Here is a 22,244-nt window from a genome sequence, read left to right on the forward strand (position 1 = left end):
TCATGAACAAGATGCTGCGCCAGCTGTTCACCGCGGTCGTCGTCCTGTTCACCGTCCTCGGCCTGTCCACGACGATCATCACCGCGATCCGCTCCACCTCGCTCAACGCGGACACGCGCAACTCGCGATCGCTTTACCACGAGTTCGGCGCGCCGCGCGGCGCGATCCTCGCCGCCGACGGCACGGTGCTCGCGCAGTCGACCGCCACGAACGACGCGTTCAAATACCAGCGCGGATACACGAACGGCGTCCTGTACGCGCCGATCACCGGCTTCTTCTCGATCAGCCAGCGCGCCGACCGCGGCATCGAGGCGTCGCGCAACTCACTGCTCTCCGGGCAGTCGGACACGCTGTTCTGGCAGCGCATCAGGTCGACGCTGACCGGCAGCGACAACAAGGGCGCCAACATCGAGACGTCGATCGACACGAAGCTCCAGCAGGCCGCGTACAACGCGCTGCAGGGCCAGACCGGCGCCGTCATCGCGATGGAGCCGAAGACCGGACGCATCCTCGCGATGGTGTCGACGCCCTCATACGATCCGAACCTGCTCGCCTCGCACGACGGCAAGACGATCACCAACAACTACAAGAACCTGACCTCCGACCCGGCCAACCCGATGCTCAACAACGCGACGAGCCAGCTGTTCCCGCCGGGATCGACGTTCAAGACGATCGTCGCGGCCACCGCGCTCGAAACCGGCAAATACGACGTGAACACGTCGATCCCCGCCGGCGCGAGCTACATCCTGCCCGGCACCGTGACGGCGCTGACCAACTCGAGTGCGGCCGCCAACGGATCGAACGGCGCGATGACCCTTCAGGACGCGCTCACCTACTCGTCGAACACCGCGTTCGCCCAGCTGGGCGTGAGCCTCGGCCAGGACAAGATCGCCGACATGGCCTCGAAGCTCGGCTTCGGCAGCTCGATCCTCATCGACGGCGCCGACGTGACCGGCTCGCCGATGAAGGCCGTCGCCTCGCACTATCCGACCACGACGATGACCGCCGACAAGCTCGCGCTCGCCTCGATTGGCCAGGGCGACGTCACCGAGACGGTCATGCAGAACGCGCTGGTCGCCTCCGCGATCGCGAACGACGGCAAGCTCATGCGCCCCACGATCGTCGACCGCGTGCGCGCCAGCGACCTGTCCGTGTTCAGCGAGACCAAGGCCAGCGAGATGAGCGAGCCGTTCAGCGCCGACACCGCCAACAAGCTCACGCAGATGATGGAGTCGGTCGTCACCAAGGACGCCCCCACGATCGGCGTGAGCGGCGTGAAGGTCGCCGCCAAGACCGGCACCGCGCAGATCGGCGCGACCAACGCCACGAACGACGGCTGGGTGATGGGCTTCGCCCCGGCCGACGACCCGCAGATCGCGGTCGCCGTCGTCGTGCACAACACCACCGGCTATGGTTATCAGTCGGCCGGCCCCATCTTCCGAACCGTCATCCAGGAGGCGCTCAAGCAATGAAACTGATCGAAGGACAGCTCATCCATCGCCGTTACCGCCTCGACTCGCGGATCGCCAAGGGCGGCATGGGCGAGGTCTGGAAGGGCTGGGACATCCAGCTCAACCGCCCCGTCGCCATCAAGGCGCTGCGCTCCGACCTCTCGAACGCGGAGGCCAAACTGCGCCGGCTGCGCGCGGAGGCGCACAATTCCGCCAATCTCGCGCACCCGAACATCGCGGCGCTGTTCGAATACTACGAACACGACGGCATCGGCTTCCTCATCATGGAGTACGTGCCGTCGAAGTCCCTCGCCGACCTGTTCCACGAGCAGGGGGCGATGGACCCGCTCACGCTGCTGCCGATCCTCATCCAGACCGCGCGCGGCCTGTTCGTCGCCCACTCCCACGGGGTGATCCACCGCGACGTCAAACCCGCCAACATCATGGTCTCCGACACCGGCGAGGTGAAGATCACCGACTTCGGCGTCTCCTACTCCACCAACCAGGAGCAGATCACGCAGGACGGCATGGTCGTCGGCACCGCCCAGTACATCTCCCCCGAGCAGGCGCAGGGCCAGCAGGCCACGCCCCAGTCCGACATCTACTCGCTCGGCGTCGTCGCCTACGAGGGCCTGTGCGGGCATCGCCCGTTCACCGGCGCCACCCCGGTCGACATCGCCGCCGCACACGTCAACGACCCCGTGCCGCCGCTGCCCGCGAACATCGACGTGCAGCTGCGCGAATTCATCATGTCGATGCTCGCCAAGGACCCGCTCGACCGCCCCAAGGACGCGCTCGTCGTCTCCCGCACGCTGGCACGCATCGAACGCCGACTCCTCGACCAGCAGACCGAGCTCAACGACTCCACGCGCATCATGGCCCGCAGCGGCGGCCGATTGCCCCGCAGGATCACCAGCATGCCGCACATCCCACTGGCCAACGCGCGCGTGACCGTCACCACGCCGGGCGTCAGCGGCACGGTGCCGGACGCAACGCCGATCACCGGCGAACAGCACACACAGAACGATTCGAGCCGACGCATGTTTGGAAGGAGCAGCAATGAGTAGCATGCCCTCTGCACTCGCCGACGGCCGTTACCAGCTCGGCCAGCTCATCGGCCGCGGTGGTATGGCCGAAGTGCATGTGGCGATGGACACGCGTCTCGGACGCACCGTCGCCATCAAGATCATGCGCTCCGACCTTGCCAACGACGAGATCTTCCTCGCGCGATTCCGCCGCGAGGCGCACTCCGTCGCGCAGATGAACAACCCGAACATCGTCAACATCTACGATTCGGGCGAGGAGATCATCACCGGCGAGAACGGCCAGCCCGAACGCCTGCCGTACCTCGTGATGGAGTACGTCAAGGGCCAGACCCTTCGCGACATCATCCGCGCCAACGGCCCGCTCTCCCAGCGCGACGCCGAACAGGTGATGCTCGGCGTGCTCAACGCGCTCGAATACTCGCATCGGATGGGCATCATCCACCGCGACATCAAACCCGGCAACATCATGATCTCCGACCAGGGCATGGTCAAGGTCATGGACTTCGGCATCGCCCGCGCGCTCGACGACTCGGCCGCGACGATGACCCAGTCGCAGGGCGTCGTCGGCACCGCGCAGTACCTCTCCCCCGAGCAGGCGCGCGGCGAGACCGTCGACATGCGCTCCGACCTGTACTCGGCCGGCTGCGTGCTCTACGAAATGCTCACCGGGCGTCCGCCGTTCACCGGCGACTCCGCCGTGGCGATCGCCTACCAGCACGTCTCCGAAGTCGCGACCCCGCCGTCCGCGGTCGTGCCCGGACTGCCGAAGATGTGGGATTCGATCTGCGCCAAGGCGATGGCCAAGGATCGTCAGAACCGCTACGCGACGGCCGCCGAGTTCAAGAACGACATCCTGACGTTCATGAACGGCGGCGTGCCTGTCGCGGCCGCGTTCAACCCGCTCACCGACCTGGCGAACATGAAGGCCCGCAAGCAGGCCGAGCAGGATGCGGCCACCGTGCCGCTCAACCCGGATGCGAACGGTTCGTCCACGCAGGCGTTCAACCCGGTCACCGGACAGTTCGAGCAGGTGCGTCCGGCGGCGAGCTCCACGATGGCGCAGACCCGCGCGGCCCAGCGCGCGGCGGCCCTCAAGGCCCGCAAGCGCAAGCGCATCGTCATCGGATCGCTCATCGCCCTCGCCGTGGCGATGCTGATCGGCCTCGGCGCATGGTTCCTGATCTCGGGCAACGAGGCGGCCACCGAGCAGATGGCCACCGTGCCGACGATCACCTCGTCGATGACCAAGGACATGGCCAAGGCGAAGGTCGAGGCGGCCGGCTTCACGTTCAAGGCCGTCGACGACAACGATTCGACCGAGCCGGAAGGCACGTTCACCAAGCAGGATCCGCAGGGCGGCGCCAAGGCCGCACGCGGTTCGACCGTACGCGTCTGGTTCTCCACCGGACCGCAGAACACGAAGATCCCCGACGTGACCGACATGACCCAGTCCGAGGCCCGCGCCGAGCTCGAATCGGCCGGTTTCAAGGTCGGTACGAGCGTGCAGACCGAGGACAGTGCCTCAATCGCACGCGACAAGGTCACGCGTACCAATCCGGCGGCCGGCAAGTCCGAGCCGAAGGGCACCGTCGTGATGCTCTACGTCTCCTCCGGCATGGCCAAGGTGCCCGACGGACTGGTCGGCCAGTCCAAGGACGCCGCGGTCGAGGCGCTGAAGAACGCAGGCTTCACCGGCGTGACGATCACCGAGGAGTACAGCGATTCCGTAGCCGAAGGCAATGTGATCGCCGTCAACCCGTCGTCCGGCATGTCCGTGACGCAGGGCACGTCCGTAAGCCTCATCGTGTCCAAGGGCTCGACGCCGGTGACCGTGCCGAACGTCATCGGCGAAACCTACGAAAGCGCCAAGGCGCAGCTTGAGGCGCTCGGCCTGACCGTGAGCCAGACCGGCTCCACCGGCACCACCGATCGCGTGATCACGCAGAGCGCGAGCAGCGGTTCAACCGCGCAGAAGGGCGATACGATCACCCTGACCACGGTCGCCACGCCGAGTGGCGGCAACGGCTCCGGCACCGGCGGATCAGGCAATGGCGGCACGACCGGCGGTGAAAGCGGCAACGGCTCCGGCACCGGCGGATCAGGGTCCGGCGGCGGCACCACGGAAGGTGGCGGAACCGGCGGCTCCGGTACAGGCGGGTCCGGGTCGTCCGGTTCCGGCAGTGGATCCGGCAGCGGCACCACCACCTCCAGCGCCAAGCGCTGACTCTAGCGGGATTTAACCCTGGTATTTACCAAAACCTCCAGCGGGGACGTGGGAGGGGCGGTGGTCCTGTTCTCGACACGCTCAAGGCCGCTCGGCCAAGCCTGCGGTCGAGAACAGGACCACCGCCCCTCCCACTTGCGTTTTCAACCTTTTCGGTGGAACCTTTTCGGTGAGCCGATTCCTGCTCCTACTTGTTCACCTTGGGCTGGAGGCCGGCTGAGTTGGCTACGGCGGTGGTCTGACCGCAGACGGCGAGCCAGTTGGCCAGCAGGCGGTAGCCGTCCTGGGTCATCACGGATTCGGGGTGGAACTGGACGGCGTACATCGGCTTGCCCTTGACGCGGATACCCTGCACGATGTGATCGCCCTGCGTCCACGCGGTCACCTCGAGCGTGTCCGGCACGGAATCGGGCTCGACGGCGAGCGAGTGATAGCGGGTGGCGGTCATCGGATTGGCGACTCCGGCGAAGATCTCGTCGTCGATGTGCTCGACGAGGCTGGTCTTACCGTGCATGATCGTCGGCGCGTGATCGACCGTGCAGCCGTACACTTCGGCGAGCGCCTGCAGGCCGAGGCACACGCCGAACATCGGCTTGTTCTGGCGGGCGCACAGGCGGATCATGTCCTCGCTGGCGCCGGATTCGGCCGGGGCGCCCGGGCCGGGGGAGATCAGCACGCCGTCGTAGCCGTCGGTCACGTGCTCGTCGGACGGGTCGACGGCGTCGTTGCGCACCACGTCGACGGTGGCACCGAGCGTTTTCAGGTATCCGACGATCGTATAGACGAACGAATCGTAGTTGTCGACCACAAGGATGTGCGCGGAATCGGTCACGATGGCTCCTTCATGAATTGCGTCTGCTGACCAGAAGTCTACTGCGAGTGTAATGCGGCTACTGTTGGACCGACACGTAGTTGCTCATCTGCTGCAGCATAGGGATGTTGGCGGCCGCCCAAGGGAACGTCCACTGGAAGAGCGCGCCGACCGCGGCCGCGGCGAGCAGTACGGTGAGGACCACGCGGATCGGCAGGATGCCCGGCTGAAGTCGCCAGAGCAGGCCGTAGATGCTCGCGTCCGGCCTGCGGCGACGGCCTGAACGGATGTCGGCGATCAGCGGCCACTGCCAGGCGACGGCTGCCGCGATCGCGAGCACCGCCCAGATCACCAGCGAGCCGAACACGTACGGCGTGAGCGATCCGAGGCGGGCGGGCAGCGACATGGTGGTGGTGCTCGTGCTCGCGAACCTGACCTGACCGGCCGAGTCGGTGGAGGCGAGTTCCTGTGGGATGCCGTCGGACACCTTCGCCCAGTATTTGAGTTCGCCCCATGCGATCCAGCGATGCGTGGCGGTCGTGTACTTCGGTTCGCATGTGGTCAGGGTGATCATGCGTTTGGTCGGTTTCGCGTTCGGATCCGACGAGTCGGGCGTCGGGTTCGGCGCGACCACCCACACGTCGGTCGGGACGACGATCTGGTATTTCGTGTACGTGTATACATACCAGTAGTCCTGCGTGCGGATGATGATCGGGTCGCCGGTCTGGAGCTTGTCGATGTCGCCGAGCGGCTCCCCGTAGCCGGAGCGATGGCCGGCGATCGCGAAGTTGCCTACCTCGCCGGGCATCTGCGTGCTCTGGTAGTGGCCGAGTCCGTGGCGGGCGAGCTGTTCCGCGTCGGTGCCTTCGACGATGTTACGCTGCCATCCCTCGCCGAATCGCGGGATGTACACTTCGGCGACCAGATCGCCGTAGCTGGCGCTGGTCGGCTGGACGGGGGCATCGCCGGACTGCGCCTTGGCGATGGTGGTCGCGCTGTCCGCGCTGCCAGTTGCACCGTCCGCACCGTCCGTGCTGCCCGCGGTCGACGTGCCGGGGGTCGCCCACGACACCTGTTCGCGCGTCTCGACCTGCGTGCGTTCCGATATGACGCCGGTCCACCACATCTGCCACACGATGTACAGCGCGCAGACCACGGCCATCGTGATGAGGATCTCCGCGATGATGCCGATCATCTGCCATACGGGATTGCGGCGGGAGCCCGTGGCCGCACCTGCGGTCGCACCGGCGGTCATGCGAGTGGTCATGTCGTCCGATGACCGTCTGCCGTCACGTACGTTCCTGTTCGCCGCCCTGTTCGCGCTGTGCTTCATCGATGCCTACTCCCCCTGCGTTCCCGTGTCTGTGCCGTTCGTGCCGTTCGTGCCGGCCGTGCCACTTGTTCCGCCCGTATCATCGCCCGACGTGCCCGACGCATCGCCCAGCACCGAGGCGTAGGTGAGCGGCTGCAGCAGCGACGCCGTCTCGTCGAAATGCAGATTCTTCTTCCGTTCGACCTTCCAACCGAGGCCAAACGCGCTGACGTACTGCTTGTAGATGCCGATCGCGGGCGAATCGTCCAACGCCTTGATCAGGCTGTCCTGATCGCCGATCGCGTAGATCGTGAACGGTGGCGAGTATTTCTTACCATGCAGCGAGACGACGTTGCCCGAGCAGATCACGGCGGAGTTGAACAGCATGCGCTGGTCCATGAACGACATCGACGTGGCGCCGCCCGCCCATAGCGCGTTGATCACCGATTCGATGTCCTGCTGGTGGATCACGTACTTGTCGATGTCCTCGCTGGAACCGGAGGAGTCGACCGCCTGCTCCCACATCGGCGAATCGTCGAGCGTGACGGCGACGCCCGCGCCGTCCACCGCGGGCAGGGTCGCGCCGGAACCGGCATCGTAAGCGGTGGCGCCGCTGCCGTTCTTCGCGACGAGATCGGTCATCGTGCTCACGTCCGCACTGAGCTTCTCGACTTCGGCGTTGAGCCTGTTGACCTCGTCCACACGCTGTTCGATGAGCCCGGCGGTGTCCGAGTTGACGGTGGCGGTGCGATTGAATCGCAGATTGGTCATGAACAGGTATCCGGTGAGCGCGACGACGAGCATCACCGCGATGCCGCCCGCGAAGGAGCGCTTCACACTGTGCCGTCCACCTCTGTGTCTGGCCATGGCCGCCGCCTTTCCTTCACGCCGGAATCCCGTTCCATCCGCGGCCTATCTATGCATACGGCCTCGCGTTGTACAGTATGATCACCATTATTCGGGATTGTTCGCCGCGTTCGAGTGTAACCACTATTATGACTTCTAGCCTATAGAACTTGAATGGAGACTACGCTGATGGCTGACGAAGAGCTGGACAACAACTCGAATGGACAGAAGGACTGGCAGTCCGATACGGAGAAGACGACGGACGCGGATACCGCGGGTCTCGTCGACATGGACAAGGTCGAGGCCGTCCTCAACGCCACCGCCGACAAGTCCTCGATGACCCCCCAGATGCAGCGCATGATGGCGCGCCAGGAGGAGAACACCCGCCGCGTCGAGGAGACGATCAAGGGCACCAAGTCGAACCCGCGCTGGTTCGTGCCGCTGTTCTGCATCCTGATGGTGATCGGCCTGATCTGGGTCGTCACCTACTACCTGACCTCCAACTACCCGATTCCGAACATCGGTGCCTGGAACCTGCTCATCGGCTTCGTGATCATCATGATCGGCTTCATCATGACGATGTGGTGGCGCTGAGCGGCGAATCCGACCCGCGGGCTGCCGCATTGCATAGATACGTTGAGGGCCTTCATCCGCACATGGATGAAGGCCCTCAACGTCTCTATGGCGGCAACCGGCGTCCCGTCCGACGACTTGCTCAGTGGTTTGTTGCTCAGTGGTTTGTTTAGCGTGCTCATAGTGCTTCCTCTCGTTTTGGGGTCCCCTTCGGATCCAACCGAACGATGAGAATACCCAACATGATGTAGGATAAAAATCCCCATAACCCGATATGCTGTTGAGTTGGAGGACGCCACAAAACGACAAGACAACGGGGAGGAACGGTCATGGGACGACCGAAGGCAGGCGAACGCTCCGCGCCGCAGAAGATGCAGGCCGCATTCTGGAAACTGCTGGAAGCCAAGCCGTACGCACAGATCAGCATCAGCGACATCACGCGCGTCAGCGGACTGAACCGCAGCGCCTTCTACTATCACTACACGTCGATTCCCGAGCTGGCCGACGACGCGATCGCCGCACTGTACAAGGAATCGAATGTGGCATCGTTCATCATCCACCTCATTCGAGAGCCGGACGACGCCGAGGCGATCACCGACTATGGCAAACGGATAAATGATCCCACATACCGCGACTGCATCCACAAGATCACGCTGATCGCCGGACCACACGGCTCGGCCGGACTGGTGCGCCAGCTCAAGGATTTCGTCATCGACGTCTGGCTGTCCTCGCTCGGGATCACGGCGGACTCGCTCACCCCCGTGCAGCGCATCACCGCCGAGTTCGCCGCCAGCGGCATCCTCGGCATGCTCGGGACCGCCCGGATCTATCTCGATTCCTCAGGATTCAACACCGAATGGCTCAGCCAATCCCCTGTGCCACGCGCCGTCTCCCAGCTCGTCCACTCGCTGCGTGAGCAGTAGTTGATGTGGATAACCCCCCTCTCCGGGAAGCCTCCAAGAGGATATCCACACACACCTGCATATATGCACACCAAGTAATCCACAGGTTATCCACAGCGATAATCGTTGAAATTCCAGCGATTGTGGATCATTATCCACAAGTTATCCACCACTTATCCACTGATTGTGCACCGCTTTTCCACTAATACGTAGTGGTTATCCCCAAACTATCCACTGGATATTGGGGAGTTATCCACAATCGAGGTGCGTTATGCACACGATTTGTGGCATATACAGCCTCCGGACAGCCTTTCGACGGCCCGAGTTATCCACCTGTACACCCTCAAACACCCCCTACATACCCCCTAAGCACCCCGAATGTGCAATTGTGGATAACCTATTGTGCACATATCCACAATTCACAATCGTTGAAATTCCGCCGATTTGATCAGTAAAGTAGGGTTATGCACACCTGTTTTCCACCATATGCCCGCCATTATCCCCAAGTTATCCACACTCTTTTCCACAGATTGTGGAAAACCACACGGTTGTAATTCACACTACATGTAGTGGCGAGCCTCGTCGCCCGCCACTACACACAGGTGACACCCCCTAGTATCCCCCGTCGGAAGTTCGTTGCCGAATTGGCTGCCCCCCTCGGGCCCGCTTCAGAGACTTTCCACAGGGCCCACACAGCCACACAGCCACACAGCCACACAGCCACAGGGCCCACACGCCCACTTTCTATTGAACACACATTTCGTCCGATCCTATAGGGTTCGGCGTTAAGTGGGTGGTGGGAAGTGGTGACAACGTTTGATTCCGTAGGATCCGATACGTCGATCGGGGTGAATCGAGGATGGATGCGTGACGAGTCTGCCACTCAGTGCATGTCAATCGGTTGATGTTCGTTGAGTGGCAGAAAACCGTGCCATTCAACGCGATTTCGGTGCTTTTTCACGTTGAGCGGCAGACACATCGGCGGCGGGGGCGGTCCTTGCGATACCGGCCATTGCGGAATCGTTGAAAAATAGCCATTTTGACAACATGTCAAAAAGGTGATGGGGCGACAATGACGCATCTTCGTGCCGCTCAACGCCAAAAACACTGAAAAAAGCGTTGAGCGGCACAGCTGCGGCACAGCTGGGCTGGGAGGTATGACTGAGGCGGTGCGGCCGGGCGATGCAATTGAGTCGGTCTGCGATGGCGCGGCCGAGTATCTAGTACCTCCACCGGAAATTCGTTGGTCTCATCCCGGCTCCCCTTGTCGGGACGTTGCCGTTGGTCAGGGCGTCACCATGAAGCAAACAGCTCCGCCGTTTGCAGGCAACGTGCGGGGACCGACAGACGAGTCGGCATGGCGCGCGCGCAGCGCGTCCGTAATCGCAGGACGAGCCGGACCGCGAAGCAGACCTGAAGCAGACCTGAGGGGTGGTCAATTCAACAATGACTTTACGGCGCAGGATACTAACGGCGTGATCACGCGATCGACATCAGGCACACCATCGCGATCGCGACGAGCGCGACGACCACCGCTCCCCCATAGAGCCACATGCGCTGGTTGAACGAGCGGCGGCGCAGCGCAGGAATCCCCGCAACCAGCAGCCATGTGAGCACGCCACCGGTCACGAATCCGCCGACATGCGACTGCCAGGCGATGCCGCCAACCACGAACGGCAGCAGGAAGTTGACCGCCATCCACACCAGCATCGAGTTGATATCGGCCCCGATACGGCGGTAGACGACCAGAATCGCGGCGAACAGGCCGAACAACGCACCGGACGCACCATACGCGGCCATCATCCAGTTGCCAGTCACGCGGGCCCAAACGACGAGGCCAACCGCGCCGCCGAATCCGGAGATCAGGTAGAGCACAAGGTACTTCCAGTGGCCCATCATGCGCTCCAGTTCAGGGCCGACCGAATACAGCGCGATCATGTTGAACAGAATGTGCATGATGTTCGGCGCATGCAGGAACATCGACGTGAACCACGTCCACGGGCGGGAGAACAGCGTGAACGGCATCACCATGCCGGAGCCGATGAACTCGTTAAATAAGGCGGGCGAGAGCAGTCTCAGCAGGATCTCGACAAGCCACACCGCCACACACACGGCGACCAGCGCCTTGGTGACCACCGGGCCGTTGTTCCTCCACTCATAGGCGATCTGCTGTCTCGTAGGGAATTTCGGTAGATTCATGCGCATGGGATCAGTGTATCGGGAGGAGATACCTTGGGCGCGTTCACACCCGATCCTCACAAAAACGTGCCTATGATGGGGAAGCAAGGTCGTCACTGAACGAACAGGGCGACGAGAATGGGAAAGGAGCCGTCATGGAGAACAAGTCCTCGAACGGTTGGAAGTTCTTTGCGTTGCTGTTTGGTGCGCTGCTCGCCGGCGTGGTGGGCCTGTACATCTACAAGCAGCAGAACCCGGATTATGATCCGTGGGAGGAGCCGTGGGAGAACAGCTCCTCGCCGGTCGATCTGGGTCTTGACAAGGCCGAGAAGGCCGACAAGGCCAAGGATGAGGCTACCCCGGCCGACGACGCTCCCGAAGCCGCCCCGGCCGAAGCCTGATCAGCACCGCCACAGCGCATACAGCGCATACATACGGATTATACGAAAAGGTCCCGCAATCTCGAATGGATTGCGGGACCTTTGCGTTATCACTCAGTCGCTATCCGCTAGCTCTCGCCACGCGCGTGCGGAGCGTGCGGAGCGAGTCGACTGACGTGTGCGGAGACCGTCGTCCGAAACCGAAGGCATACAAAGGTACGTCGAGGTTGAGGAAAGACGGTATACGCTCCGTCAGTCGGCGAGCGGGCCGGTGTGCCAGATGTCCTTGAGGTAATCCTCGATCGAACGGTCGGAGCTGAAGAAGCCGGAGTTCGCAACGTTGAGCAGGGCCTTGCGGTTCCACTCGAGCTGGTCCTGGTAGAGCTTCTCGATCTCGGACTGGATGTCGACGTAGGAGGTGAAGTCGGCAAGGGTCATGAACCAGTCCTTGGTCAGCCAGTCGGCGACGAGCGGCGCGTAGGCGTTGCGGTCACCGTTGGAGAAGGTGCCGTTGGCGACGAGGTCAATGGCGTGCTTCAGGCGAGGATCGGCCTCGTAGTACTTGGCCGGATCGTAGTCGTTGGCGTACTGCTCCTCGACCTCGTCGACGGTCATGCCGAAGAGGAAGAAGTTCTCGGCGCCGACACGCTCACGGATCTCGACGTTCGCGCCGTCGAGGGTGCCGACGGTCAGAGCGCCGTTGAGGGCGAACTTCATGTTACCGGTGCCGGAGGCCTCCTTACCGGCCTGGGAGATCTGCTCGTCGAGCTCGGTGGCCGGGATGAGGTTCTGGGCCATCTCGATGTTGTAGTTCGGGAGCATGTAGACGGCGAGCTTGCCCTTGAGGTCCGGGTCGTTGTTGATGACGCGGGAGACGTTGTTGATCAGCTCGATGGTCATCTTGGCCAGGTAGTAGCCCGGGGCGGCCTTCGCGCCGAAGAACACGGTGCGCGGCTGCAGGTCCTCGACGGAGGCGGAGCCGTTCTTGATGGCGGCGTACTGGGAGATGGTGGCCAGGATCTTCAGGCTCTGGCGCTTGTACTCGTGCAGACGCTTGACCATCGTGTTGAACAGGGTGTTCTCGTCGACGTCGATGCCGTAGTGCTGCTTGGCGAAGCCGACGAAGGCGTGCTTGTTGGCCTGCTTGACGGCGGCGAACTTCTTGACGAACTCGTCGTCCTTGGCCAGCGGGACGAGGCCCTGCAGCAGCTCAAGGTCGGACAGCCACTTGTCGGTGCCGAGGCCCTCGGTGATGAGGTCGGACAGACGCGGGTTGGCGAGCTTGATGAAGCGACGCGGGGTGACGCCGTTGGTGACGTTGGTGAACTTGTCCGGGTAGACGTCGGAGAAGTCCTTGAGGGTGACGTCCTTGAGGAGCTGGGAGTGCAGGGCGGCCACGCCGTTGACGTGGGAGCCGCCGTAGGTGGCGAGGTAGGCCATGCGGACGGAGTCGCCGGTGTAGATGCGCATGCGCTCGATGGTCTCGTCGTCGACGCCCTTGCCCTTGAGCTCGTCCTCGAACTGCTCGTTGATCTTCTCGATGATCTCGAGGTGACGCGGCAGCAGCTCGCCGATGAGGTCGGCGGACCAGACCTCGAGGGCCTCCGGCAGCAGGGTGTGGCAGGTGTAGTTGAAGGTCTTCACCGTGATGTTCCACGCGGTGTCCCAGTCGTAGTCGTACTCATCGATGAGGATGCGCATGAGCTCCGGGATGCCGATGACCGGGTGGGTGTCGTTGAGCTGGAACGTGATCTTGTTCGGGAAGGTGGTCAGATCCGGCTTGTCCTGGCCCGGGTAGAAGACGCGGATGGCGTCGTGCAGGGAGGCGGCGACGAAGAAGTACTGCTGCTCGAGGCGCAGCTCCTTGCCGACCTTGGTGGAATCCTCCGGGTACAGAACCTTGGAGATGTCCTCGGCCTTGACCTGCGGCTTGACGGCGTCGAGGTACTCGCTCTTGTTGAAGGTGAGCAGGTCGAACTCGTCGTAGGACTTGGCGGTCCACAGGCGCAGGGTGTTCACACGCTGGGACTCGTAGCCCGGAACGAGGTAGTCGACCGGGACGGCGCGCACGGACCAGGCCGGCTTCCAGACCTTCTTGCCGTTCTCCTCGACGACCTCGCCGCCGAAGGAGACCTTCTGGTCACGGTTGTAGTCGATGTGGCCCCACGGCTCCTCATTGTTCAGCCAGTAGTCCGGGGTCTCAACCTGCTTGCCGTTCTCGTCGAACGTCTGCTTGAAGATGCCGTAGCGGTACTGGATGCCGTAGCCGAAGGCCGGCACGCCAAGGGAGGCGAGGGAGTCGACGTAGCAGGCGGCGAGACGGCCGAGGCCGCCGTTGCCGAGGCCCGGCTCGTACTCGGCGTCGACGATGTCCTTCGGCTGGAAGCCGAGGGCCTCGACGGCGGAGTCGAACTGATCGGTCAGGCCGGCGTTGAGCAGGGCGTTCTCAAGCTGCTTGCCCATGAGGAACTCGGCGGAGAAGTAGCCGACGGCCTTGGTGTTGCCGTTGACCATATCAGCCTGAGTCTTGAACCAAGAGTCCGCGAGGTGGTTGCGGACGGCCTTGGAGGCGGCGACGTAGACGTCGGCGGCGGTCGCCTGCTCGGGGGTGACGCCCTGGGTGTACTTCAGCTGTTCACGAATCTCGTCGGCGAACTGCTCAGCCGTGACGGGAGACTTCGGTGCAGTGATCTCGGTCATGTTTCTTTTTGTCCTTCCGGGATGGAACTTCCCTGACCATGATAAGGCGCGATATTGGCCGCGCTTCAACCCATACATGAACAGTGCGTTACATTCCGCACCACTTCGTGCATACGTTGTCATAGCTCTTATCCATCACCATACTACGTAGTATGGCCATCGGATCGGGAGACGATGTTCACGAGCCGGTCGAGGACTCGTCGGCAGACTCGTGGAGCGGTCAGAACGTGGCGATGTGCCAGGCCGTAACGTGATCGCCCCAGTGGTCGGGCGTCGGGAGCGTGAGCAGGGCACGCATCGACAGCGCATACACGGCGGCCGCGGCGATGACGCCGGCGAGCGCCAGACACGTGCCGCGATATCCCAGCCATTGCATGCCCATGCCGGACATCGCCAGCGCAAGCCCGTAGGCACCGTACTGCAGCAGCGTGCCGCCGGCCTCTATGCGGCCGAGCTTGTCCTTGCCGACCAGAAGGTTGCTCAGTCCTCCAAGCACGGCGTTGCCCGCCGGCATCGCCAGCACGGCGCACACCACGAACGCGACCTTGACGGGCATCGACGGGGCGAGGGCGGCACCGAGGAATCCGACCGCGAGCATCGCGAACATCGCGGCGACCAATGCACCGCTGCGGATCGAGTCGATGAGACGCGAGGCGACCAGCGCCCCGACGAGCGTTCCCACGGAGGTCGCCGCGTCCACGAATCCTGCGGAGATCACGCGCGTGCCGCCCTGCGACGCCTCGATGGTCGTCAGCAGCAGGATCGCGTTGCCGGCGCCGGCGGCCGCGGCGGCGGCGATGGACAGGTGGCGCTGGAACGGGTCCTTGAGCAGCCAGATCAGGCCACCGAACGCGTCGCGGAAACGGGGGAGAGCATCTCCCGTCTCGTCATCGCCCGCCTTGCTTAGGACGGACGAATCAGACGAATCGGACTGTGTCGCCGCCGGATCGCGATGCCAGTAGTGGGCGATGCGCCACGCAGACAGCGCGCCAACCGCGCCGAGCAGCGCGCCCGCCACGAACGGCACGGCACGGCCGAGCGCCATGAGCATGCCGCCGAACGGGCCACCGACGAGCGTCACCGTCGAATCGCGAGCGTCATTCACGGCCATCGCGTGCGGCAGGTCCGCGTCCGGGACCACGCCGCGCAGCATCGCGTTCGATGTGTTCTCGAGCAGACCGTCACGTACGGAGAACAGGAGGACGAGGAGTATCATCGCGCCGACGGCCCACGGGGCGGACGCGAGCGGACGTGCGGCGTCGGAAGCGGACCCGGAGCCGATCGCGACGACGATCAACGCGGCAGACACCCCGTACAGAACGAAACCGGACAGGCCCCAGACCATCATCAGCGCCTTGCGATCGTAGCGGTCCTGCACCACGCCGCCAATCAGACCGACCAGCGTCTGCACGACCACGCAGCCGGCCTCGACGATCAGGGCAACCAATGACGACCCCGTCATCGCCAGCACGATCATCGGCATCGCGAACGCGATCACACTGCCACTCAGCGCACCGGACGTATCCGCCGCGAACCACCAACGATAGTCGGCGAGACGCCACAGACCGCCGCGCTCACGCACGGGACGCACGGGACGATCCTCGTCGCCATCACCATCACCGGAGCGAGCTTCATTGGCACGCACGCCTATCATCTCCAAACGAATCACGGATGCATGAGCCCCAGGCCACATGTGTCCGTACCAATGGTAACCTCACCACTTATTAATCTTGATATGGATATCGATAACACCCGTATCAATGCGCGGATCCGATACTGTCACCATTGCGATCATCATATGCCTCCTCAAGCTGAGATCATGTCCTTGAACGGACATTTCCCGACAGTAAGGAATGCAGGCGCACCTACGTATCCACGATCATCACTTGTGAGGACACACGGGAAGACGCGTCCTCATTTATGAGGACGAATCAAGGCGAATCCACGCCCGAACCTATTCTTGACCCCGTGGAGAGCATGACGAGTACAGGGCGGAGGGCATCCGTCGCACACAGGTCGGCGGTATTATCCCCGCAATCGGACGTGCAACCATCCGCGCAATCCATGAAACCGACGATGCTCATCATGGACAACGACCGCATGGCGCTCCTCGCGATGCGCACCATCCTCGCCGGCATCCTGACCGACATCGCGATCCTTCCGCCGGTCACCGAGGGAGCGCAGGCGATCAGGCAGTGCACCGACGCGGTCGACCCGCCGTCGATCCTGCTCGCGGACGTTGCGATGAACGATATCAACGGCCCGGCCGTCGTGCGCACGATCCGCCGGGAGAACGCCACGACCGCCGTACTCGCCATCACGGCGTCGGTCGTCGAACGGCATGCCGGGGAGATGGCCGATGCAGGCGCGCAGGGCATCATCAGCAAAAACGACGACGCGCGACTGCAGGCCCTCGCGATCAGACAGGTGCTCGCAGGGCACACGTGGCAGCCGGAGAACGGCGATGTACGGTTCCAAACGGTCGCGGACGCGCACCGGCGCATACTCGCCCAAGGCGACACCTCACTGACCGCGCGCGAGATGGAGATCACCGACCTGTGGTCGCGGGGTCGGACGGTTCCGGAGATCGCACAGGAGCTCAACATCGGCGCCACCACGGTACGCACGCATCTGAATCGGGCCGCGGGCAAGCTCGGTGCCGGCAATCTCAAGGAGCTGATCGGCGCTTGGATCCGCATGACCATGCACTGATCGCACACGAACATGACATCACGCATCTCCTACTCCAAACGCGGCAATGGCAGCGATCGGCTCTCTCACCAGCTCGATATCGACGTGGACATCAACCACCCATGGCTGGTGGCGGGGATCGTACTGACCCTCGTCGCCATGGGAACGGCGTTCGCACTCACTGGATCGGCACTCGTCAGCGCGATCGCGGCCGGGGTGACGGCGTCACTCACGGCGGCGACCGCGGCGGCCGCTACGTGGCGTCGGAGGCTGCACGCACAGGAGGACGAGAACACACGAATCGAGGAGCGTCTCGACGACATAAGGCGCAGCAGTCAGCTGGCCATCGAGATGCATGACACGCTGTCGAACGAACTGACATTCATCTCGACCACCGCGCGCCGGCGACTGCAGGAGTTGGACGCGGGCCCGGGGGAGCAGGGCGAAGCCCAAGGCGAAACTCAGAGCGAAACCAGCGAAGCGGAGACGTGGAGAAACATTCTGGACAGCAGTCAGCGGGCGTTCCAGGAAGTGCATGGCATCATCGATTTCCTTGCGGAGCACAATCTCAACGACGATCTCAACGACGATCGTATCGGGAACGGGAATCGCGCCGACGATGGGCGCAACAAGGAGGTCTTGGCGCAGAACAACTCACCCCAGACAGCAACGACGGACAGAGCAACGGCAGGCACGACACCGTCGTTCATGTCCCAGCTCGACGGTGAGCTGGCGGCCATGCACCGATTCCTTGAACCGCTCGGATACGACGGGACGATCGCCGTGAACGGCATGGCGGTGGTCGTGGACGCGGCATCACGGCGCGAGGCGCTCTCCCTGCTGCACGAGATCAGTACCAACATCGCGCGTCATGTCGCGCCGGGGCCGGACGCGTACGTGCTGTACGTCATGCTCAGTCCGGAGTACATCGAGATTCGCGAGGTCAACGACATCCCCGACGCCGCGCACACCCCGCAGCTTGGCGCCGCGGAACGGTCCGGGCGGGGATTGGGGATGCATCGCGAGGTGATCGCGTCGCTGGGAGGCGAGTGCCGCACCCGCGGCGACGACGGGGCATGGATGCTCTACGCGCGCATCCCATGCCGTCCGCAGCCGTGACGCAACCGTCCAGTTATTAGCCGTCAAACCGTCCACTGACGTGGCACAATGACGGTATGGCTGTGATTCTGGAGAAGGATTTGGAACGCGGACGCGCGGCGTTCGAGCAGTGGCGCGAGGCGGCGTACGACAAGGCCGCGCGCATTGGTACGCCAACCGCAGCGATCCCCGCGAGTACCGCAATCGCCGCAATCGCCAACGAAGGTGCCGGGAACGACGGTAACGGCGCAAACGATATGGCCGACGGCGATAACAGCACAGATAACAGCGCAACCGGCATCACGACAATGTCTGCTCCGCCCGCTCCTGCGCGCCTCGCCATCGCGCCGAAACTGCCGCGCCCGGTCATGGCGATGGCCGTACGCTACTCGCTGTTCCTGCTTGAACGCAAGGCACCCGGCCCCGGTGTGGAGGTACGCGTGGCACCGTGGGGCGCGATCAAGATCCTCGACGGACCGGCCTCGGATCCGCATAATCTCACGCCGCCGGACGTCATCGAACTGGATCCGCAGGTATGGCTACGCCTTGCGGCCGGGATCACCTCATGGAACGAGGAGAAGGAGGCCGGGCATATCAGCGCGGTCGGCGAACGCGACGATCTGGGGTGGCTGTTGCCGCTGTGAGGACTACCCCCTCAGCTCCCCTTGTCAGGGGAGCTGGCCCGGTAACAGGCCTGAGGGGTAGTCAATGCGATGGCATGCTCTCTGCCAGAGACGGTTCTCAGGCCTTATGAGGCTTGAGCGCGCTCGGCATCGGCATCGGGATGGGCTTGTGCGGCACCGGCTTCGCGCTGGTCTTGCTTGCCTTGGGGAATTCACCGCTGGTAGCCTTCGCAGCCGCCTCGGCGGCCCACTTGGCGTACTCGTCCAGATCGTCGTCGCCCTGCGCGCTGGCACCGCTAACGCGATCAGCGTCATCGGCATCAGCGGAAACACTCGAATCCGCCGCAACGGCGGCGTCCGAAGTTTCGTCCGCATAGTGAGAAGAATACTGATCCTCGACGTCGGCAAACGGGTCAACCGAGCCGGTTCCCGGCTCCTGACCGCTCAGTTCCTTGGCAAGCTCATCGTAATCGGTGTCGGTAGTCAGATATTTGAGCTTACGAGCTATCTTCTGCTGCTTGGCTTTCTGACGTCCGCGGCCCATGTGACCCCCTGAGATAATGCTTGCTATCAATTCATCAACATAGAAGAGTACCACTTGTCTGATTCATTGGGCTTGTCGGCTCGCGCTTTTACGATAAAAGCGATATTTTGCACGGTTTTGACACAACCTGATCACCACACTGACCAGTCACCTGATCAGCCGGATCACCGAAACCACCGAAAAGGACGATACGCATGACGGAAGAAACGCAGGAGCCGCAGATCACGGCCGCCGGCAACGAAATGAGCGCCAGCTTCCTGGCCGCAAAGAAGCGCTCGGACGCGACGCTGGCCAAGCTCGAAGCCGAGCCGGGCAAGTTCACGATGCTCACCGGCGACCGCCCGACCGGCCGTCTGCACCTCGGCCACTACTTCGGCTCCATCAAGGAGCGCGTGGCCATGCAGAACAAGGGCGTGCACTCCAACATCATCATCGCCGACTATCAGGTCATCACCGACCGCGACACCACCGAGCACATCCAGGACAACGTCCTCAACCTCGTGCTCGACTACATGGCCGCCGGCATCGACCCGAAGAAGACCATGATCTACGCGCACTCCGCCGTGCCGGCCGAGAACCAGCTGCTGCTGCCGTTCCTCTCCCTCGTCACCGAGGCCGAGCTGCACCGCAACCCGACCGTCAAGTCCGAGATGGAGGCCTCCGGCCACGCCCTGACCGGTCTGCTGCTCACCTACCCGGTGCATCAGGCGTGCGACATCCTGTTCTGCAAGGCGAACGTCGTGCCGATCGGCAAGGACAACCTGCCGCACATCGAAATCACGCGCACCATCGCCCGCCGCTTCAACGAGCGCTACGCGAAGAAGCACCCGGTGTTCCCGGAGCCGGCCGCGATCCTGTCTGACGCGCCGGAGATCCCGGGCCTCGACGGCCGCAAGATGAGCAAGTCGTACGGCAACTCGATCATGCTGGGCGCCACCGCCGAGGAGACCGCCAAGCTCATCAAGAAGAGCCCGACCGACTCCGAGCGCACCATCACGTTCGATCCGATCAACCGTCCGCAGGTCTCCGCGCTGCTCACCACCGCGGGTCTTGTCACCGGGCGCGATCCGAAGGAGATCGCCGATGAGATCGGCGCCGCGGGTGCAGGCGCGCTCAAGGCGTACGTCATCGAATCGGTGAACAACTTCCTCGCCCCGCACCGCGAGCGTCGCGCCGAGCTGGCCAAGGACATGGACTACGTGCGCGACGTCCTGCACGACGGCAACAAGCGCGCCAACGAGATCGCCGAGGCCACCCTCGACGAGGTGCGCGAGGCCATGGGCATGAAGTACTGATATTCAGCAGTACCGAAGCAGTACCGAAGCAGTACCGTAGTAGTACCGAAAGCAGTACCGAAGCAGTACCGAAAGCAGCCTGATAAGGACATTCGTTCCCTCTATCTGCGTTACATGAGGTACTTTCAGCCTTGTGCGGACATCTATCTCGCTTACATGGGGTACCAGACCGAAGTATAAGGGCCGAAAAATGGCTTAGCCCCAGCGGCATCAAGCCGTTTTCCGGCGCTTATACCCGAGGCGAGTACCCCTCGCAAGCGAGATAGATGTCCGCACGATGCCGAAAGTACCCCTCATAACGCAGATAGCAGACGCAGATAGGCAGTGTCCCAGTCTGGAGAACCACCATCCTCACGGGTCACAGTCACCGATGACATCGACCAGCGCCTCACCATCACCGACACCAGAATTCAACAATGGGGTGAATCCAAGTCGCAGGTGCATCGGCTTGCGATACCGACTTCTGCCATCGCAGATCTGACGAATGGTCTTTCTCTCGGTCAGTGGTGCGATCGAACCCGTTACCTCGTATATTCTCTCCGCAACCCTGCCGGCCAAGGCCGCTTCAGAGGAGTCATCACCAATATCCATTGTCGTCACTTGGACATACTTCCATCCTGCATCCTCGAGTTTCTGCCGCCTTTTGACATCGGTTAGCCATTGACCGGCATGATGAGAGCCGTCATATTCGACACAGATCTTGAACTCGGGATACGCAAGGTCCAAATACAGGGTCTTCTCTCCATGTCCGATGAACACGGGGTAGTTCACTCGAGGACAATCCAATCCGTATTTCATCAACGCCAATCGAGTGCGCGTCTCCATCGAGGAATCCGTGCCCTCGCGAATCATCGGCAGCGCACGACGACAATCGGCATATCCTCTGAACATCCGACATTGGCGCCCCGCCTCACGCTCCTGCCGCGCGTACTCCTCAGCACCATCGAGGTACAGGCCCAGTTCCTCCACTGTCGACCGACGCAGACGCCCATCACGCCGGGTCATGGAATCCCCCAGCACGATAAGCTCCTCCAAACCCACATATGGGGCGAACATCGCCCACGTGCAAGGCGGGGACGTGCATGCGAACTGCCGTTCGACCGTGACGGTGTCCATCGGGAACCGCCACACCACCGCATTGACTCCCTTGACCCGGTATCGGCGATTGAGATGAGGAACCGCCACCGCCACGTCTTCACTGGTTCGACTACGCTTCCGGTACCGCATTCGCCGACGCGACGGCAACGCAGGCATGCGAGGCAACTCGATCGCCATCAGTTCCAAAGCGGTCGACAAAGCATATGGCGGACGCCAATCCGTGCGCCGTTGAATCGCAGCGCACACCTCCATACGACGATATTTCAGTTCCGTAAGCTCAGTCAATGCCATCGAATCGCCCATCAGATCCTCCTCGATCCTCTGCTTTCCTTGCCCGGCACAACCGTGCAATCCCTTTCTTCGAGGACTGCGAGATGCAGGCATCCGGCTTAACCCAGATTATGCGGCATTGGGGAATCGCACCTTGATCGAAGAATAAGCCGTGCATAGATGCGGGCGTTTGTGGATAACC

Annotated in this window: 18 protein-coding genes; 10 read left to right on the forward strand and 8 right to left on the reverse strand. The window is 62.8% G+C overall.

The genetic code is table 11. The features are described from left to right. The first annotated feature begins 2 nt into the window (after positions 1-2). Genes EMB92_RS06515 through pknB form a run of 3 tightly spaced genes read left to right on the forward strand, consistent with a single transcriptional unit; the run spans position 3 to position 4,721 of the window. On the forward strand, positions 3-1,472 hold the full coding sequence (locus tag EMB92_RS06515) for a peptidoglycan D,D-transpeptidase FtsI family protein (protein WP_150394209.1): 1,470 nt from the start codon (positions 3-5) through the stop codon (positions 1,470-1,472). Then, entirely contained in the window at positions 1,469-2,518 is a 1,050-nt protein-coding gene (locus tag EMB92_RS06520) for a serine/threonine-protein kinase (protein ID WP_150394210.1), read from the forward strand. Before EMB92_RS06515 ends, EMB92_RS06520 begins: the two co-directional genes overlap by 4 nt. Continuing rightward, on the forward strand, positions 2,511-4,721 hold the full coding sequence (pknB, locus tag EMB92_RS06525; protein ID WP_449727607.1) for a Stk1 family PASTA domain-containing Ser/Thr kinase: 2,211 nt from the start codon (positions 2,511-2,513) through the stop codon (positions 4,719-4,721). Before EMB92_RS06520 ends, pknB begins: the two co-directional genes overlap by 8 nt. A 187-nt stretch (positions 4,722-4,908) precedes the next feature. Here pknB and EMB92_RS06530 read toward each other — a convergent pair whose 3' ends face one another. From EMB92_RS06530 to EMB92_RS06540, 3 genes are all read right to left on the reverse strand, one after another. Then, the gene (locus EMB92_RS06530) at positions 4,909-5,553 is read right to left on the reverse strand and encodes an anthranilate synthase component II (protein WP_107044558.1); all 645 of its coding nucleotides are present in this window, start codon (positions 5,551-5,553) and stop codon (positions 4,909-4,911) included. A gap of 58 nt (positions 5,554-5,611) precedes the next feature. Further along, positions 5,612-6,787, reverse strand: coding sequence for a class E sortase (locus tag EMB92_RS06535; protein ID WP_223847620.1), 1,176 nt, complete (start codon positions 6,785-6,787; stop codon positions 5,612-5,614). A gap of 84 nt (positions 6,788-6,871) precedes the next feature. After that, positions 6,872-7,711, reverse strand: a complete 840-nt coding sequence (locus tag EMB92_RS06540) for a DUF881 domain-containing protein (protein ID WP_150394212.1) — start codon at positions 7,709-7,711, stop codon at positions 6,872-6,874. A gap of 168 nt (positions 7,712-7,879) precedes the next feature. On the opposite strand from EMB92_RS06540, the gene crgA reads away from it, so the two are divergent. Beyond that, positions 7,880-8,284: a cell division protein CrgA gene (gene crgA / locus EMB92_RS06545; protein ID WP_043166641.1), complete on the forward strand. Its 405-nt coding sequence runs from the start codon at positions 7,880-7,882 to the stop codon at positions 8,282-8,284. 308 nt (positions 8,285-8,592) lie between these two features. Beyond that, positions 8,593-9,186, forward strand: coding sequence for a TetR/AcrR family transcriptional regulator (locus EMB92_RS06550; RefSeq protein ID WP_140445320.1), 594 nt, complete (start codon positions 8,593-8,595; stop codon positions 9,184-9,186). Between the two features lie 1,458 nt (positions 9,187-10,644). Here EMB92_RS06550 and EMB92_RS06555 read toward each other — a convergent pair. Next, entirely contained in the window at positions 10,645-11,370 is a 726-nt protein-coding gene (locus EMB92_RS06555) for a rhomboid family intramembrane serine protease (RefSeq protein WP_375137635.1), read from the reverse strand. A 128-nt stretch (positions 11,371-11,498) separates the two neighbouring features. Here EMB92_RS06555 and EMB92_RS06560 point away from each other — a divergent pair, with 128 nt between their 5' ends. Beyond that, entirely contained in the window at positions 11,499-11,744 is a 246-nt protein-coding gene (locus tag EMB92_RS06560) for a hypothetical protein (protein ID WP_107044651.1), read from the forward strand. A 231-nt stretch (positions 11,745-11,975) separates the two neighbouring features. Here the strand turns inward: EMB92_RS06560 and EMB92_RS06565 are convergent, their stop codons facing one another. Together EMB92_RS06565 and EMB92_RS06570 are read right to left on the reverse strand one after the other, a co-directional pair. Then, complete coding sequence (locus tag EMB92_RS06565; protein WP_140445323.1) at positions 11,976-14,423, reverse strand: glycogen/starch/alpha-glucan phosphorylase; 2,448 nt, start codon at positions 14,421-14,423, stop codon at positions 11,976-11,978. A 220-nt stretch (positions 14,424-14,643) separates the two neighbouring features. Further along, positions 14,644-16,068 (reverse strand): MFS transporter, encoded by a 1,425-nt coding sequence (locus EMB92_RS06570; protein WP_223847605.1) that lies wholly within the window; start codon positions 16,066-16,068, stop codon positions 14,644-14,646. A 419-nt stretch (positions 16,069-16,487) separates the two neighbouring features. Here EMB92_RS06570 and EMB92_RS06575 point away from each other — a divergent pair, with 419 nt between their 5' ends. From EMB92_RS06575 to EMB92_RS11930, 3 genes are read left to right on the forward strand one after another with little or no spacing between them, the layout of a single operon-like run. After that, on the forward strand, positions 16,488-17,135 hold the full coding sequence (locus tag EMB92_RS06575; RefSeq protein ID WP_223847606.1) for a response regulator transcription factor: 648 nt from the start codon (positions 16,488-16,490) through the stop codon (positions 17,133-17,135). Positions 17,136-17,147: 12 nt separating this feature from the next. After that, positions 17,148-18,233 (forward strand): sensor histidine kinase, encoded by a 1,086-nt coding sequence (locus EMB92_RS06580; protein WP_150394213.1) that lies wholly within the window; start codon positions 17,148-17,150, stop codon positions 18,231-18,233. Between the two features lie 56 nt (positions 18,234-18,289). Then, complete coding sequence (locus tag EMB92_RS11930; protein ID WP_150394214.1) at positions 18,290-18,856, forward strand: sterol carrier family protein; 567 nt, start codon at positions 18,290-18,292, stop codon at positions 18,854-18,856. Between the two features lie 97 nt (positions 18,857-18,953). Here the strand turns inward: EMB92_RS11930 and EMB92_RS06590 are convergent, their stop codons facing one another. Then, on the reverse strand, positions 18,954-19,379 hold the full coding sequence (locus EMB92_RS06590) for a DUF3073 domain-containing protein (protein WP_107044675.1): 426 nt from the start codon (positions 19,377-19,379) through the stop codon (positions 18,954-18,956). A 194-nt stretch (positions 19,380-19,573) separates the two neighbouring features. Here EMB92_RS06590 and trpS point away from each other — a divergent pair, with 194 nt between their 5' ends. Then, positions 19,574-20,674, forward strand: coding sequence for a tryptophan--tRNA ligase (trpS, locus tag EMB92_RS06595; protein WP_043166651.1), 1,101 nt, complete (start codon positions 19,574-19,576; stop codon positions 20,672-20,674). 351 nt (positions 20,675-21,025) lie between these two features. Here trpS and EMB92_RS06600 read toward each other — a convergent pair whose 3' ends face one another. Next, positions 21,026-22,075: a putative endonuclease domain-containing protein gene (locus EMB92_RS06600; protein WP_150394215.1), complete on the reverse strand. Its 1,050-nt coding sequence runs from the start codon at positions 22,073-22,075 to the stop codon at positions 21,026-21,028. Positions 22,076-22,244 lie beyond the last annotated feature (169 nt).

The organism is Bifidobacterium callitrichos (assembly GCF_008698085.1).
GTDB classification, from domain to species: Bacteria; Actinomycetota; Actinomycetes; order Actinomycetales; family Bifidobacteriaceae; genus Bifidobacterium; species Bifidobacterium callitrichos.

Bases quoted from the DNA above. Each gene is read 5' to 3' on its own strand.
- EMB92_RS06560 (WP_107044651.1), top strand. From the start codon at position 11,499: ATGGAGAACAAGTCCTCGAACGGTTGGAAGTTCTTTGCGTTGCTGTTT.
- EMB92_RS06580 (WP_150394213.1), top strand. From the start codon at position 17,148: ATGACATCACGCATCTCCTACTCCAAACGCGGCAATGGCAGCGATCGG.
- EMB92_RS06590 (WP_107044675.1), bottom strand. From the start codon at position 19,379: ATGGGCCGCGGACGTCAGAAAGCCAAGCAGCAGAAGATAGCTCGTAAG.
- pknB (WP_449727607.1), top strand. From the start codon at position 2,511: ATGAGTAGCATGCCCTCTGCACTCGCCGACGGCCGTTACCAGCTCGGC.
- EMB92_RS06600 (WP_150394215.1), bottom strand. From the start codon at position 22,075: ATGGGCGATTCGATGGCATTGACTGAGCTTACGGAACTGAAATATCGT.
- trpS (WP_043166651.1), top strand. From the start codon at position 19,574: ATGACGGAAGAAACGCAGGAGCCGCAGATCACGGCCGCCGGCAACGAA.
- EMB92_RS06550 (WP_140445320.1), top strand. From the start codon at position 8,593: ATGGGACGACCGAAGGCAGGCGAACGCTCCGCGCCGCAGAAGATGCAG.
- EMB92_RS06555 (WP_375137635.1), bottom strand. From the start codon at position 11,370: ATGCGCATGAATCTACCGAAATTCCCTACGAGACAGCAGATCGCCTAT.
- EMB92_RS06575 (WP_223847606.1), top strand. From the start codon at position 16,488: ATGAAACCGACGATGCTCATCATGGACAACGACCGCATGGCGCTCCTC.
- EMB92_RS06565 (WP_140445323.1), bottom strand. From the start codon at position 14,423: ATGACCGAGATCACTGCACCGAAGTCTCCCGTCACGGCTGAGCAGTTC.
- crgA (WP_043166641.1), top strand. From the start codon at position 7,880: ATGGCTGACGAAGAGCTGGACAACAACTCGAATGGACAGAAGGACTGG.
- EMB92_RS06540 (WP_150394212.1), bottom strand. From the start codon at position 7,711: ATGGCCAGACACAGAGGTGGACGGCACAGTGTGAAGCGCTCCTTCGCG.
- EMB92_RS06515 (WP_150394209.1), top strand. From the start codon at position 3: ATGAACAAGATGCTGCGCCAGCTGTTCACCGCGGTCGTCGTCCTGTTC.
- EMB92_RS11930 (WP_150394214.1), top strand. From the start codon at position 18,290: ATGGCTGTGATTCTGGAGAAGGATTTGGAACGCGGACGCGCGGCGTTC.
- EMB92_RS06520 (WP_150394210.1), top strand. From the start codon at position 1,469: ATGAAACTGATCGAAGGACAGCTCATCCATCGCCGTTACCGCCTCGAC.
- EMB92_RS06535 (WP_223847620.1), bottom strand. From the start codon at position 6,787: ATGACCGCCGGTGCGACCGCAGGTGCGGCCACGGGCTCCCGCCGCAAT.